The sequence below is a fragment of the Hymenobacter norwichensis DSM 15439 genome, from assembly GCF_000420705.1.
Classification (GTDB): Bacteria; Bacteroidota; Bacteroidia; order Cytophagales; family Hymenobacteraceae; genus Hymenobacter; species Hymenobacter norwichensis.
Genome location: NZ_ATVL01000009.1, coordinates 137,829 through 152,706, shown reverse-complemented (window position 1 = coordinate 152,706; position 14,878 = coordinate 137,829). Strand labels below are relative to the sequence as shown.

Genomic DNA, 14,878 nt, shown 5'->3' with positions numbered 1-14,878 from the left:
CTACAGTGGGTGCTTTTAGGAGCTGGCTGCCTACCTTTGCAACTGCTTATGCTCCTTTTCACTGCTTCTATTTTCAAGCTTACCCCACCCTGAGGACCGGCTCATTTGCCTATTGCCGCTGCTTCCTGCCGGAAGTGTGCGGCTTTTCTTTTGCCTTCACTCAGTGTGTTATGTTTCAAGTTCTGCCGTATCTGGCGCAGTATAAAATCAACGTTAAAAATGAAATTCTGGCCGGCCTGACTACGGCGCTGGCTTTGGTGCCAGAGGTAGTAGCCTTCGCCTTACTAGCCCACATTAGCCCGCTGGTGGGCATCGGCTCGGCCTTTATCATCTGCCTTATCACCAGCGTTTTTGGGGGAAGACCCGGCATGATTTCGGGTGCAGCCGGTTCGGTAGCGGTGGTCATTGTGAGCTTGGTGATGCAGCATGGCGTGGAATACTTGTTTGCAGCCGTGGCCCTGATGGGTATCATTCAGGTGCTGATTGGGCTGCTGCGCTTCGGCAAGTTTATCCGGCTGGTGCCGCAGCCGGTGGTGTACGGCTTTGTGAACGGACTGGCTGTCATCATTTTTATGGCCCAGCTAGAGCAGTTCAAGGTGCGCGACGCAACCGGCATGGAGCACTGGTTGACCGGCACGCCGCTGCTGCTCATGCTGGGGCTGGTGGCCCTCACGATGGCCATTGTGTATTTTCTGCCCAAGCTGACTAAGGCAGTGCCGGCTTCGCTCACAGCCATCGTGGTGGTGTCGGCGCTGGTAATTCTGGGCGGGCTCGAAACCAAATCAGTCGGCGATATTGCCTCCATTGCGGGCGGGCTGCCACAGTTTCATGTGCCGCAGGTGCCGCTGGCGTGGCACACCCTGGCCGTGGTGTTTCCCTACGCTGTTATCATGGCGCTGGTAGGCCTCACTGAAAGCCTACTGACGCTCACGGTAGTAGATGAAATGACTGATACCCGCGGGCACGGCAACCAGGACTGCGTGGCGCAGGGCTTGGCCAATATCACCTCGGGCTTGTTTGGCGGCATGGGCGGCTGCGCGATGATCGGCCAAACGATGGTCAACCTGGAATCGAGGGGACGCGGGCGGCTGTCGGGGGTGGTAGCGGCCCTGGCGCTGGCGCTGTTTGTGGTAGCCGGTTCGGGACTGATTGAGCGGCTGCCGCTGGCGGCCTTGGTGGGCGTGATGTTTATGGTGGTGATTGGCACGTTTGAGTGGGCCAGTTTGCGTATTCTGCGCCGCATGCCCTTCACCGACGTGCTGGTGATGCTGCTCGTGACGCTGGTAACGGCCGTATCGCAGAACCTGGCGCTGGCTGTGCTGCTGGGTGTGGTGGTATCGGCGCTGGCCTTTGCCTGGGAGAATGCCAAGCGTATCCGGGCCCGCAAGTACCTGGATGCCGCCGGCACCAAACACTACGAAATTTATGGGCCGCTCTTCTTCGGCTCGGTGCAGGCCTTCACCGATAAGTTCGACGTGCAAACCGACCCCACCAACGTGGTAGTGGATTTCCAGGAAAGCCGCGTGGCTGATATGTCGGGCATTGATGCGCTGCACAAACTCACCGAGCGGTACCAGCGCGTGGGCAAAACGCTGCACCTTCGCCACCTCAGCCCCGACTGCCGCCAACTTCTGCAAAACGCTGGCGCCCTCATCGAAGTCAACATCCTCGAAGACCCCGAGTACCGCGTTGCCACCGACGCAGGCTAGTTGGCTTGGAACCCAGACGGCGTAGAGACGAAGCAGTTGACTGTGCCAAATTTCAATTCACGTCTCGGCGTTGCGGACATTGTTTAACGCGTCCTGCTAGCCTTTCGCTTATTGTTTAAGCTACCGTATCAATGCGCTTTAGGCAAGTAGATACGAAACGTGGTGCCCCGCCCTACTCTGCTTTCCACTTCCACCCGCCCGCCTGCCTGGTGTACCAGCCTATTGACTAAATACAGTCCCATGCCCGAGCCCGCCACGTCGGGGTGAAACCGGCGGAACAGTTGGAACAGCTCCGGCCCGTGGCGCTCTAGGTTGATGCCACGGCCGTTGTCCTCCACGCTCAATACGGGCACGTTATCTACCAGCGCCGTACTTACTTGGATATGCGCCGGCCGGCCGTGGTCAGCGTATTTGAGGGAATTGCTGAGCAGGTTGAACAGCATACTGTGCAAGCTGGGCCGGGCCATTTGCAGCGTCGGGACGGCCCCAAAATCCAGGGTGAACGTGGCCGATGCGGTACCAGGCTGGAGGCTCTGGATGATTTCCTCGGTGATTGGCTGGAGGGCTACGGCTTCATTGGGCACCTGCTCTAGTTCGCGCTGCTGCTGTACTACCGCCGTTAGCCCCCCAATAGTATCGAGAATCTGCTGCAAAGCCTCCTCGAACATCACGACCATACGGCCGGCGGCCGGGTCGTGGAAGGTGGCACTGCGCTTAAGTTCGGTGAACAGCCCCGCCATGTTGTCGATGGGCTGGCGCAGGTCGTGGGAGGCGGTGTACACGAAGCTGTCTAGGTCGGCATTGATGCGGGTAAGCTGCTCGTTTTTGCGTTGCAGTTGCTTGTTGGCAAGGGCCAGCTGTTCGCGCTGCTCTTCGGCCTTCAGTTTGGCACGCAGCAGTTCGGCCTCGTACTTGTGGCGCTCGGTGATGTCGAACAAGGTGGCCCGCACGACTAGCGGTTGGTTGTCTGCGTCGCGTAGCAGAGTGCAGCTCATCAGCACGGGCAGCGTAGTTTTGTCTTTACGCCGCAGCAGGTAGCTGATTTCACGCACCTGGCCTTGCAGCAGCAGTAAAGGCACACAGTGGGTTTCGTAGTGCAGCCGCCCGCCGATGGTGAACAGGTCTTGCAGCGCCATGTGTGCCACTAGTTCCGGGCGCGAGTACCCCAGCCAGCCGAGTAAAGTTTGGTTGACTTTGATAAGCGTGCCATCAGGCAGACAGGAGCAGTAGCCGCAGGGAGCGTGCTCGTAGAATTCATCGAGGTTTTCCGCTGTTAGGCGTAGGTCCAGCTCAGGTAGTTGCTCATCGTCGGCGGCATCACTCATGGCTGTTCAGGGCTGTAGTGTGGGCGTGGAACGAAGAAAATTCTGGATGGCGGCCCGCGTAGCTTGCGGCATGCTCAAGTGCGGGCAATGGCCTGAGGTATCCAGCACAACGAGCGTGCTATCCGGCAGGTGCCGGTGCATGTAGGTACCCACGGCCGCTGGCGCAATTACATCGTGGGCACACTGTATAATCAGGCTGGGAGTGTGAACCAACGGCAAATCAGCCCGGTTATCACCCAGAAACGTAACGCGGGCAAAGTGCTGAGCAATAGCCGGGTCGGTGCTGCAAAAGCTGCTGTTGAGCTCGGCAGCCAGCTCGGGCCGGTCGGAGTGGCTCATGACAATGGGAGCAAAAGCGCCCGACCACCCGAGGTAGTTGTTACCCATGTCTTCGAGCAACTCGTTGATGTCGGCGGGCTCGAAGCCTCCGGTATAGTTCACGTCGTTGAGGTAGCGTGGCGAGGGCGACACCAATACCAACTGGGCCACCCGGTCGGGCTCTTCAATGGCGGCCAGCATGGCAATAACGGCCCCTACCGAATGCCCTACCAACACCACATCGTGCAGGTGTAGGGCGCGCAGCACGGCCAGTACGTCCTCAGCGTGGGCATCCAGCGAGCTGTAGTGAGTTGGGTCGTAAGCGGCCAAGTCGGAGCGGCCGGCACCCACCAAATCGAGCAGCACCACGCGGTAGTCGGCAGCGAAGTCGGGTGCTATCAGTTGCCACATCTGCTGATTGCACCCGAAGCCATGAACGAACACCATGGCCTGGCTTCCAGCTCCCGAGACGGTGACGTTGTTACGCTTCAAAACATCCATAGCACCTTAACCAGCAACGACTACCAGCAACAACCAGCAGAACAAGCTCTACATTACCGAAATGCTAAGGTAGCGCTTACCACGTACTACGCGCCGTTGTGCCGACTAATCTTTGGCTACACACCCACGTTTTTAGTTCGTTTCGCCTAGCTCTACACTGGCACGTCGCCTTGCTACCGGCTCGCTCGCGCCACCCGGCATGATTACTACTATCCTCCTACTACTTGCCCTTTAGAAACCGCCGCAAATGCGGAGCGGTACGGCTGCCTTTTACGTGGGCTACCTCGTCGGGCGTACCGGCCACTACCACCTGGCCGCCTTCGTCGCCGGCGCCGGGGCCCATGTCCAGCACGTAGTCGGAGTGCGCAACTACACGCATGTCGTGCTCCACTACGATGACAGTGTTGCCAGCTTCTACGAGGCCATTTAGTTGGGTCAGGAGCTTTTCCACGTCGGAGGGGTGCAGGCCGGTGGTGGGTTCATCGAGGACGTAGAGCGAGTTGCCGCGCTGAGCCCGTTGCAGCTCGGTGGCCAGCTTAATGCGCTGGGCCTCCCCACCCGACAGCTCGGTGGCAGGCTGCCCGAGACGCAGATAGCCGAGCCCTACTTCGCGCAGCACCGTGAGGGCACGGTGCACCAGCGGCTCGTCACTAAAGAACTCCCAGGCAGCATCCACGGTCAGGCCGAGCACCTCGGCAATGTTCTTGTCGCGGTACGTGACTTCCAGGGTTTTGGCGTTGTAGCGGGCACCGTGGCAGACCGGACAGGGCGCGTACACACTAGGCAGAAACAGCAGCTCCACCATCACGAAACCTTCCCCCTGGCAGTTTTCGCAGCGGCCTTTGGCAACGTTGAACGAGAACCGGCCGGCGTCGTAGCGGTGCTTTTTAGCCTCGGGCGTAGCCGCGAACAGCTTACGTACGTGGTCGAAGAGGCCGGTATAGGTGGCCATATTGGAACGCGGTGTGCGGCCAATTGGCTTTTGATCGACGCGCACCAGCCGCTTGATGTGCTCCATGCCCGCCACAATGTGGCCACCGGTTTCGGGGGCGGCGGCTTGTTCTAGCGGGTCGGCGCCTTCTTCCTCTTCGGCAGCTACTTCCAGGCCCAATTGCTCAGCTACCAGCTCTACCAGCACTTGGCTCACGAGGCTAGACTTGCCCGACCCCGAAACGCCCGTAACAGTGGTGAATACGCCCAGTGGGAACTGCACATCCAGGTTTTGCAGGTTGTTGCGCGTGACGCCGGCCAGTTGCAGCCAGCCGCTCGGCGTGCGGGGTTCCCGCGCTTCCTCGGCAGTTGTGGCAAACAGGTAGCGGCGTGTTTGGGACGCGGCCACGTCGGTGAGGCCGGCGGGCGGGCCGCTGTATAGGATTTCGCCACCCTGCTCCCCAGCGGCGGGTCCTACGTCCACCAGCCAATCGGCCTGGCGCACTACATCCAGGTTGTGCTCCACCACGAACAGCGAGTTGCCGGCCTGTTTCAGCGCGGCCAGCGCCGACAGCAACGCTTCAGTATCGGAAGGGTGCAGGCCGGCAGAAGGCTCATCCAACACGTACACCACCCCAAACAGATTGGAATACAACTGAGTAGCCAGCCGAAGCCGTTGCAGCTCCCCCGGCGACAACGTGGGCGTGCTGCGCTCCAACGATAAGTAACCCAGCCCCAAATCCAGTAAAACTTCCAGCCGGGCGCACAAATCGGTGGCAATGCGCTGGGCGACGATGGCCTGCTCGGGGTGGTCGGCGTCGTGTTGCTGGCGGCCGGTAGTGGCAGTATCGGCGTAGGGTTTCAGCAGAGCGGCCACCCGTTTCAGGGGCTGCTGCGAGAAGTCGGCAATGTCGAGGCCGGCAAACTTCACCGACAACGACTCGGGCCGCAAGCGCTTACCGTGGCACAGCGGGCACTCAGTGCTGAGCATGTATTGCAAGGCCCGCTTCTTCATCAGCGGGCTTTGGGTGGTAGCGAAGGTGTGCAGCACGTGCCGCTTCACGCCCGTGAAGGTGCCCATGTAATTGGGCGGCTCCTTGCGCTTGAGGGCCCGCTTGGTTTCCTCGGGCGAGTAGCCGGGGTACACAGGCACCACCGGCTGCTCGTCGGTGAACAGAATCCAGTTGCGGTCCTGCTGGGGTAAGTCGCGCCAGGGCGTGTCTACGTCGTAGCCCAGGGTCACGAGGATGTCGCGCTGATTTTGGCCGCCCCAAGCTTGCGGCCAGGCGGCAATGGCCCGCTCCCGGATGGTGAGCGAGGGGTCGGGCACCATGGTTTGCTCGGTTACTTCGTAGGTGCGGCCCAGGCCGTGGCAGTTCGGGCAGGCACCCTCGGGCGTGTTCGGCGAAAAGGCTTCGGCGTAGATGATGCCCTGCCCCGCCGGGTACTCCCCGGCCCGCGAGTACAGCATGCGCACTAGGTTGGAGAGCGTGGTGACCGAACCCACCGACGAGCGGGTGGTAGGCGTGCCGCGCTGCTGCTGCAAGGCCACGGCCGGTGGCAAGCCCTCAATGGCGTCCACCTCGGGCACCGACATCTGGTGAAACAGCCGCCGCGCGTACGGCGACACCGATTCTAGGTAGCGCCGCTGGGCCTCGGCGTACAGCGTGCCAAACGCCAGGCTGGACTTGCCGGAACCCGATACGCCGGTAAATACCACCAGCGCATCACGCGGAATTTCAACGTCAATATTCTTCAGGTTATGCTCCCGCGCCCCACGGACGCGCACAAAACCAGTGAAATTTTCTTGGGGAGCGGGGTGCGAATTTTTCGCCATTGGGAAAGCAGATCGGGTAAGTAGCTGCCGTGCTATACGCAAGCAGGCGCAATGTTGCCAAGTACCTTTTCAAGGCGGAATGAAACCTCAACAGCTAGTTATGGTATTCTGTACTTACATTTTTTCGGTGCTGGGTAAGGGCACTACGTCCACGATGCAGCTGCCGGCGGTGGTGTAGCGCCTGGCCCTACGGCCGAGCTTTCATGTCTTTTAACGTAGCGTTCAGACGGTTTTAATGTTGAGGGCGGTCCTTTGCACCGTATTCAACACCAACCGCATGCCCACGCCTTCCCGCTTTTCCCTTCTTAACTGGCTGCTGGCGGGCATCATGGGCTTGTCGTTGGCGCTCAATGCCTACCTGCTCATGCCCCACTACTCCACCCCCGGTAGCCGGTGGCTGGTAGGCATTGCCGACGATATGTGGGATGATGACGACGAGGACGAGGATGAGGACACCGACAACGCCCGAGAGTCGTGGGTGGCGCTGGCCGACGAGCTGCAACGAACCCGCACGCAGCTCGCCCACTACCGCGACAGTTGCCAGACGCAGGGCAGCCCAACTGCGCCTGCCACGGCGGCCCCCTTCACCACCGACCCCTCCGCCCCCTAAACCTGCTTTTCCTGCCTGTAGAGCCTGTTTCACTGGCTTACTGGCTTGTCGTTCCGTGGCCTCACCTGCCGCTATACCCCCCGAAAACAAACTTTTTCACTTATTACCCAACACCCGTATGAAACTCTCAAGACACCTGCTGCTGCTGCCCGGTTTGTTGCTACTCGCCTGTAACAAAGACGATTCCGATGACGTGAAGCCCAACGATGTGCCGGAAGTGGTGAAGACCAGCTTCGCTACCCGTTTCACTACGGTTACCAACCTGGAATGGGAGAAAAAAGGCGACGACTACGAGGCGGATTTCGACGTGAATACCGTGGATTACAAAGCGCTGCTGAATCCAAGCGGCACGGTTCTGAAGTACAAGTACGACATCCTGGCCACTGAGCTACCCGCCGCCGTGCAAGCCACCATCAACCAGAAGTACGCCGGCATGCGCATCGACGAAGCCGAGAAACTGTTCCAAGGCACCGAAACGAATCCGCTTTATCAAGTGGACCTCGACAGCAACGGCCAAGACAAGGACGTGGTATTCTCGGCCGATGGCCAGGAAGTAACCACGCCTGCTTACTGGGACTAATGTTTAGTCGCTCTGCTTACAACCAAATGCCTGGAAATCAACTTCCAGGCATTTGTTGTACCCGGCAGTGTGGCTCACGCGCATAGCCTTTTTTACAGTCTGAATTGCGGCGCGGAAGCCACCTGAAATCCATGTTGTGTTACAACAGCCAACGCCACCAAATAAACAACTTATATCCAACTTCCTTACTCGAGCATGAGCCCTCACGAAGGACCGGCAATAAATAGCAGAGCAAAGCAGCCGCTGAGCGGAGTGCGACGATGGTCCCGCCGAGTGCTTGCAGCCACCAGTTGGGTGGCCCTACTGCTTGGCGGCCCGGCCAGTATTGCCCAGCAGGCACCACCGGCCGCTCCCACGCGCCTCGACTCGTTGCTGGCCCGCGGGCGGGTGGTGTACGGCACGGCCAGGGGGCAGGTGGAGCGGTTCCGGCGGCTACCCACGGTGCAGCGGCTGGCCCTACCGGCCCTGCTGATTGGCTCCGGGGCGCTGCTGCGGCACGAAGTGGAGGTATTCGACCTGGAAATAGAAGCCGATGAATCGGTGCGGGCCGGTGCGCGGGAGCACCTGTCGTGGGTGCGCACCCACGTAGACGACCAGCTACGGCACGTGCCGGCCTATGCCACGCTGGGGCTGAGTTTGGCGGGCGTGAAGGGGCAGCACGGCACCGTGGAGCAAGCAGTACTGTTCGGGCTGATTTACCACCTCAACAACGGCCTGACCAGCAACCTGAAGCGGCTCACCAGGGTGGAGCGCCCCTACGGCAACGATTTTTCCTCGTTTCCGAGCAGCCACACCAGCGCGGCCTTTGCCGCCGCCCGCTTCATGCACAAAGAGTACGGCAGCCAGAGCGTTTGGTACAGCGTGGGCGCGTATTCGGTGGCCACGGCCACCGGGGCGCTGCGCATCGCCAAAGACAACCACTGGTTGTCGGATGTGCTGGCTGGGGCGGGCGTGGGGGTGCTATCTACGGAGCTGGTGTACTGGGCCTACCCGAACCTGCGCCGCACGGCTACCTCGCTGTGGCACCGCTCCGGCAACCACCCCGATGCCCGCACGGCCACGCTGCTGATGCCGTTCTACAACCAGGGTGCATTGGGCGCAACCGTTGTCCTGAGCTTCCGCTGATTCGCTTTTTCTCGCCGTTTTTCCGCTTCCTTCTTATGCGTTCTTATTTGCTTCAACGGGTTGTTACGCTGCTGTTGTTTACCGGATCTTTCGGGCCAGTCTACGCTCAGGTGCCCACCAACCCCACCCCGCCACCCGTCGATACGGATACGTTACGCAAGTTTGAAAACCCCGACGGCGTACCCATCAGGGCGCCGCAGCCGTGGTACAAGGGCAAGCTGGTGAAGGCCACCATCATCCCGGCCATCATGATTGGCTACGGCATCAGTACCATCAACAACAACGGCTTCTACAGCAGCTACGACGCCCGCCGCGACATCCGCAAGGAGTTTCCCAACTTCCGCACCCGCGTAGACGACATCCTGATTTTCGCACCCTACATGGAGCTAGGAGCCGTGGCGTTGGCCGGCGTGGAGTCGCGCAACGACCGGCTGAACACGCTGCTTCTCATCGGCAAGGCCGAGGGCATCATGCTGGCCAGCGTGTTCCTGACCAAGCGCCTCACCAGCGTAGCCCGCCCCGACGGCTCCGATGAGTTGTCGTTTCCGTCGGGCCACACGGCGCAGGCGTTTCTGGCGGCCAGCATTGTGCACGCCGAGCTGCGCGACAAAAGCCAGTGGTATGGGGTGGGCGCCTACGGCATTGCGACCAGCGTAGCGGCCCTGCGCATGCTCAACAACAAGCACTGGCAAAGCGACGTGGTAGCCGGGGCGGGCTTCGGTATTTTGTCGGCGCACCTGGCCTACCTCTCCCACCGCAACCGTTGGGGCCATAAGCCTCGCCTGCTGGAAGGCACCAGCTTCTCGCCAATGTATTACCAAGGCGCCGCCGGCCTCACCTTCACCTGGCGGCCTACGAAGTAGCGCACCGCTGCCACCTCGCAAAGCCCCGTATTCCCAAGTTTGGCTAGAAAATACGGGGCTGGATTACGTTTCAGACACTCTGCTCATCGGCATACAGCGTGCTGGAGCCCAATGGGCCGGTGAAACGCCCAGCGAGGTAATTATTCTTCTCCTTCGGTACTTTTCTCCGTCCGTTGCGGGCCTCCCCCAAACATAATAGCAAGCGTTTTGGCCCCTATCAGGTTGAGGTCTTTGGCATAGTCCAGAACCTGGCCGGTGGTTTTAATTTGCAGGTTTTGGGTGGTAACGGGCTTGACCTGCACGCTCACAAACTCATAGAGCAGCTTGTGCTTACGCTCCTTGTCGAAATACACGACCAGTTTGGTGATGCCTTGCTTTTCCTTGACGTAGACGGGATGAGCAAAATTCAACATCTGGGGTATCTGGGCGGAAGTCCACACATCGAGAGCCACTGGTTTTTCCGACATCCCACCGGGTCCCGGAGCAGAGTCATTCGCTACGCCAGGCTTGAGCGTATAAGTCGTTTTCGTGCTTGGATACCCTGCCACCGATGCCGTTTCGGTGGTCGGTTTCATGGTGTAGTCCACGTCGGTGACGGATATCGTTTGCCACGTGTTTTTAACGGTAGCGGCATCGTACGTGTAGGCAACGTTATCAGCTCGGCCCTGCGCCGCCAGCAGCAGCAAGCCGCTGTTTTTAGTTGCGTTGAAATAGTTTTCGAGGTGGTATGTCAGGGCATCGGTGCTGGCACGGGCTTCCTGGTTGCGGTAGTAGATGGTGCCTTTGCGCGGAAGCATCATGGCGCCCATGGTCATGGCGGGCGGACTCTTCTCGGCCGCGGCCTGCATCTGCTGCTGCTCGGCCGGCGACATAGCCCCGATAATGCGTTGCATCTGTTGCTGCACGTCGCCTTTCGCTGGGTCCAGTTGGCTCAGGACTTTATCGAAGGGGTTGCCGGGCAATGAAACCCGAGTGGTAATGACGCCTTCCGTAAATGCTGCCAGCGCGGGAGTTGCCACTGGCGAACCAGGCGGGTAATTGGCCGCAGCCATCAAAGCAGTGAGCGGCAACAATAACCAAGCAAAACGTCGGCGACTGGCGTGCATAAGCGGCAGAAAAGAAAGTGGGTGGAAAATCAGCTTCTACACCGCAGCCTAACTATACACTGAGGTAGAACCGGTGTAAAGCTAGGACAATATCAATCACCCTATGTGCATGGCTCAGCACTACTAAGCGCAGGACTCTATTTGCTTCTGCTGCCGCTTATCTGCCGCCATGCACCCGGTACGAAGCAGGAAGGAACCCAATCAACCAAGCCGCGCCATGCGTCAGCTACTATAGGCTATGGCACTTATTATTTGTTTCTCAGCCCCTACGCTTGGTATTCCACCCGGCTCAAGCTCTCGGAATTGATGCAGTAGCGCAAGCCGCTAGGTGCCGGGCCGTCGGGGAAAACGTGGCCCAGGTGACCGGCGCACACGTTGCACCGCACTTCCATGCGCTGCATGTGGTGGCTGTCGTCGAAGAGGTAACGGATGGCATTGCGAGCCAAGGGTTGCGTGAAGCTAGGCCAGCCCGATATTGCGTGGTACTTGGTGCCGGAATCGAAAAGCGCATTGCCGCAACCGGCGCAGACGTACAGGCCCGGCTCGTAGGAGCGGCAGTAGGCGTTGCGGTACGGCGGCTCGGTGTGCTGCTGGCGCAACACCCGAAACTGCGCTGGCGTAAGTTGGGCGGCCCATTCCTCCTCTGTCAGGTTCACGCGCCGCACTGGCTCGGGGTTGCCGTACTTGGCGTACGTAAGCACATCAATCCAGCGGAGCATACCTTACGGGTTCATGAGCAGATAAAGCAGGTTGTGGTACACAATGCCTTGCTCACCGTCGTGAATACCGTCGAGGCCGGCGTCTTCCATCAGGTCTTCTACTTCGGTATAGTCATCGAGAAACTCTTGCTCGACTTCGTCGGGCTGGCCGTCTTCGACCAGTGTGTGCGTGAGGTAGCGGCGGCGCGTTTCCAGCGTGATAAACAGCTTGCGGCGGCGCGTTTGGGCCACCAGCAGCGCGGGGTGTTCCTCAATGTCGCCGTCGGGCGTGTGAATGTAGACAACGGTTTTTTCCGCGTCGGGGGTGTGCAGCAGAAACGTGGCGGGGTCTATCATGGTGCAGTATACGGCAGCGGCGGCAACTAACAACAACTTTCCGGCCTTCTCTGACTTTGTGCCTGGTTTTGCGTATCCAAGCAGGAAACTACTCCTTTTCACTACCACCAAGCTATGAATACCGAACAAAACGAACCACGCCCAACCAATAGCGAAATCAACCCCAAACCAACTTCTTACCCTACCAGCGAGGAAAGCATGGACAAGCAGCCCGACTGGGATATGTCGAGCTATCAGGCGGCCAACAAGCTGAAAGGCAAAGTGGCCCTGATTACCGGCGGCGACTCTGGCATTGGGCGGGCCGTAGCGCTGGCTTTTGCCATGGAAGGTGCCGATGTAGCCATTATCTATCAAACCAACGCCGAAGACGCCGCCGTAGTGGGCCGTGCCGTAGAGGCCCAGGGCCGCAAGTTCCTAGCCATTCAGTGCGACGTCCGCTCGTCGGATGCTTGCCGCGCCGCCGTGGTGCGCACCAACGAAGAGTTGGGCGGCTTGAACGTGCTGGTTAACAATGCTGCCTATCAAATGGGCTATGAGCACTTCGAGAGCATTCCCGAAGAAAACATTCACCGCACCTTCGATACCAACATCAAAGGCTACCTGTTCATGGCCCAAGCAGCCATTCCGTTTTTGAAAGAAGGTGACGCCATCATCAACACGGGCAGCATTGTAGGCCTCGTTGGCAATGCCCACCAGATTGACTACGCCTGCACCAAGGGCGCCATTCACACCTTCACCAAAAGCTTGGCTGCCTACCTGGGCGAAAAGAAAATCCGGGTGAATGCTGTGCTACCCGGCCCCATCTGGACGCCACTTATTCCGGGAACCATGCTTAAAGAAGACCTCAAGAAGTTCGGCGACGCCACCATGCTGGGCCGCCCCGGCCAGCCGGAGGAGTTGGCTCCTGCTTATGTGTACTTCGCCTCTCAAGATGGCAGCTATTCTACGGGTAGCCTGTTGGAAGTAACTGGTGGTATGCCCAAAGGCAGCTAAACCGCTTTAGCCCTCACCAGGGAAACGCCCTTCTTGCCATTTGGCAGGAAGGGCGTTTTGCGTCAGGCTCAGCCGGCTAGCTCTACAACACCAGCATTTCATACCCACCAGCAGAAATCATGTATCTGACTATCAATTATATATAATTTATTAAATTTAAACTAACGTATTTTATTTTGCTCTTTATTAATAATTATTTATATTTATTATATAAATCATTCTATGCTTTTACAAGCATAACCGTTCTCTTTTTTCCAAAAAACCCACAAAAATTTCACCTATGGCTGCGCACTGGTTACCCAACAAATTCAAAACATTGCTCTCTGCTTTGTGCATCTCCTTGGCATTCCAAAGCTGTAACAAAGAGGCTGAGTCAGTACTACCAAGCCAAGCTAACTCAGCCGAGGCCATGGTAGCTCCGGCTAGCTGCACGTCGGTTTGCCTAGTAGCTGGGCGCACTATGTACACTGGTACCGTGGACGTGGCATTAGATGCCAACTTCCTGTACGTGACGTATAATATCACGGCCCCGAACGTTTATCTGCTGGAAACCCACCTGGATATTTTCGATAACATTGATGCCTTCCGAAACGCCAAGAAGATAAGCGGCGGCGGAGCCATTCCTGGCAAGTTTGCCTACAAAGCCTCGTTCACCGCAGGTGCCCGCAAAACCTCTTACACAGCTACCATTCCGCGTTCAGTGGTTGATGCTACTGGCACGGATGACTGTTTTTACATTGCTTCGCATGCGGCCCTTTCCAACGGCGAAACTGCCTGGGGCGGCCTTTGTAATGAGTCTGGCAATGGTGTGACACTGAACAGCGCCAACCAGTTTCCGGGAGCCAACTGGGGCACTTATTTCGAGTTCTGCAAGAGCCGTTGCAACGGCCCTGTTGACTTCACCTATGCTTGGGAAGATTTGCGTAATACAGGCAACGACGCTGATTACAACGACTTAGTTATCAAGTCGGGCATCATTAAAACCAGCAACATGATGCAGATCGAGTTTACGGCTGCAGCTCGCGGTGCTGGCTATGATCACGCCTTTAAATTCAACATTGCCAAAACAGGTATTCCGCTAGGAGCAGCAGGCATCTTTGGGGCCGCTAACGTGCAGGATATGGGAACTTACTTTACAGTGACCGTATTCCCGAGCACGAAAATGGCTCTACCTAGCGCAGGGGCATCAGGCTTTGCCAATACGGTATCTTCGGAACCTTGCGTTGCGCCTACTACCCGTCAGGTAACCATTGCCATCGACGGCTCCTTCCCATACATTGCCGCCCGTCCTTACGAGCCCTTCATTTCGGTGTACACCTCCGGTACCGCCAATGGCGCCTCTAGCTACGACTTGAACGTGTACGGCGTAGCAACGTCTCCCGACACTTGGACCGACACCGATAACAAAATATATCCGAACGGCATCCTAATTCCGGCCGACTGGAAATGGCCACTGGAAAACGTGCGCATCACAACCGCCTACCCCAACTTCAGAAGCATTTCGGATGGGTTCAACCCAAGCTGGGCTAATACGCCCCCCGTTATGGGCACGTTTAGTTCCTGCAACTAGAGTATTCCCAACCCGCCACTGAGCTGTCTAGCAGCCAAGAGCATAAAAAAAGCCTCCCGAAACGATGTTTCGGGAGGCTTTTTTTATGCTCTTGGCTGCTCTCTGTGACGCTCTACTTAACTCATAAGTTGTTGCCAAGGTGGAATATGTGTGCGCTACAAGTTGCGGTCGGTTACCGTCTGCCACAGACGGTTAAAACAAGGGCAGGTTAACCGATCAGCATGCCATCTATCGTATGGCTGTCCTAATGACAATTCAACCTATCTAAGCATTGCAAAAGAGTACTTCTAATTGCACTATTCAATGTATAAGCTCGTCTTTAATTTAATTGTAATTTATTGATATTCAATCACATA

The 14,878-nt window shown here is 58.0% G+C and carries 13 protein-coding genes; 7 read left to right on the top strand and 6 right to left on the bottom strand.

Annotation, left to right across the window (positions count from 1 at the left end; translation table 11 throughout):
* The first annotated feature begins 170 nt into the window (after positions 1 to 170).
* Entirely contained in the window at positions 171 to 1,709 is a 1,539-nt protein-coding gene (locus G536_RS0115620) for a SulP family inorganic anion transporter (protein WP_022824546.1), read from the top strand.
* Between the two features lie 128 nt (positions 1,710 to 1,837).
* On the opposite strand, the gene G536_RS0115615 is transcribed toward G536_RS0115620, so the two are convergent.
* The 3 genes from G536_RS0115615 to uvrA all read right to left on the bottom strand — a co-directional run bounded on the left by G536_RS0115615 (position 1,838) and on the right by uvrA (position 6,620).
* A complete protein-coding gene (locus tag G536_RS0115615) occupies positions 1,838 to 3,034 on the bottom strand; it encodes a sensor histidine kinase (protein WP_022824545.1) in 1,197 nt (398 codons plus the stop codon).
* 6 nt (positions 3,035 to 3,040) lie between these two features.
* A complete protein-coding gene (locus tag G536_RS0115610; protein WP_022824544.1) occupies positions 3,041 to 3,853 on the bottom strand; it encodes an alpha/beta fold hydrolase in 813 nt (270 codons plus the stop codon).
* Between the two features lie 220 nt (positions 3,854 to 4,073).
* Positions 4,074 to 6,620, bottom strand: a complete 2,547-nt coding sequence (gene uvrA, locus G536_RS0115605; RefSeq protein ID WP_022824543.1) for an excinuclease ABC subunit UvrA — start codon at positions 6,618 to 6,620, stop codon at positions 4,074 to 4,076.
* 277 nt (positions 6,621 to 6,897) lie between these two features.
* Between uvrA and G536_RS0115595 the strand changes: the two genes are divergently transcribed.
* From G536_RS0115595 to G536_RS28215, 4 genes are all read left to right on the top strand, one after another.
* A complete protein-coding gene (locus G536_RS0115595; RefSeq protein WP_022824541.1) occupies positions 6,898 to 7,230 on the top strand; it encodes a hypothetical protein in 333 nt (110 codons plus the stop codon).
* A 118-nt stretch (positions 7,231 to 7,348) separates the two neighbouring features.
* Complete coding sequence (locus G536_RS0115590; RefSeq protein WP_022824540.1) at positions 7,349 to 7,810, top strand: hypothetical protein; 462 nt, start codon at positions 7,349 to 7,351, stop codon at positions 7,808 to 7,810.
* A gap of 273 nt (positions 7,811 to 8,083) precedes the next feature.
* Positions 8,084 to 8,935: a phosphatase PAP2 family protein gene (locus G536_RS30770; RefSeq protein WP_022824539.1), complete on the top strand. Its 852-nt coding sequence runs from the start codon at positions 8,084 to 8,086 to the stop codon at positions 8,933 to 8,935.
* 35 nt (positions 8,936 to 8,970) lie between these two features.
* Positions 8,971 to 9,798, top strand: coding sequence for a phosphatase PAP2 family protein (locus G536_RS28215; protein ID WP_022824538.1), 828 nt, complete (start codon positions 8,971 to 8,973; stop codon positions 9,796 to 9,798).
* Positions 9,799 to 9,938: 140 nt separating this feature from the next.
* Here the strand turns inward: G536_RS28215 and G536_RS0115575 are convergent, their stop codons facing one another.
* The 3 genes from G536_RS0115575 to G536_RS0115565 all read right to left on the bottom strand — a co-directional run bounded on the left by G536_RS0115575 (position 9,939) and on the right by G536_RS0115565 (position 11,959).
* Positions 9,939 to 10,868: a hypothetical protein gene (locus G536_RS0115575; protein ID WP_169515114.1), complete on the bottom strand. Its 930-nt coding sequence runs from the start codon at positions 10,866 to 10,868 to the stop codon at positions 9,939 to 9,941.
* 302 nt (positions 10,869 to 11,170) lie between these two features.
* Entirely contained in the window at positions 11,171 to 11,623 is a 453-nt protein-coding gene (gene msrB, locus G536_RS0115570; protein WP_022824536.1) for a peptide-methionine (R)-S-oxide reductase MsrB, read from the bottom strand.
* Between the two features lie 3 nt (positions 11,624 to 11,626).
* Positions 11,627 to 11,959: a hypothetical protein gene (locus tag G536_RS0115565; protein WP_022824535.1), complete on the bottom strand. Its 333-nt coding sequence runs from the start codon at positions 11,957 to 11,959 to the stop codon at positions 11,627 to 11,629.
* A gap of 114 nt (positions 11,960 to 12,073) precedes the next feature.
* Between G536_RS0115565 and G536_RS0115560 the strand changes: the two genes are divergently transcribed.
* Both G536_RS0115560 and G536_RS0115550 read left to right on the top strand, forming a co-directional pair.
* On the top strand, positions 12,074 to 12,952 hold the full coding sequence (locus tag G536_RS0115560; protein WP_022824534.1) for an SDR family oxidoreductase: 879 nt from the start codon (positions 12,074 to 12,076) through the stop codon (positions 12,950 to 12,952).
* A 460-nt stretch (positions 12,953 to 13,412) separates the two neighbouring features.
* Entirely contained in the window at positions 13,413 to 14,522 is a 1,110-nt protein-coding gene (locus G536_RS0115550) for an LruC domain-containing protein (RefSeq protein WP_169515113.1), read from the top strand.
* Positions 14,523 to 14,878: the final 356 nt, after the last annotated feature.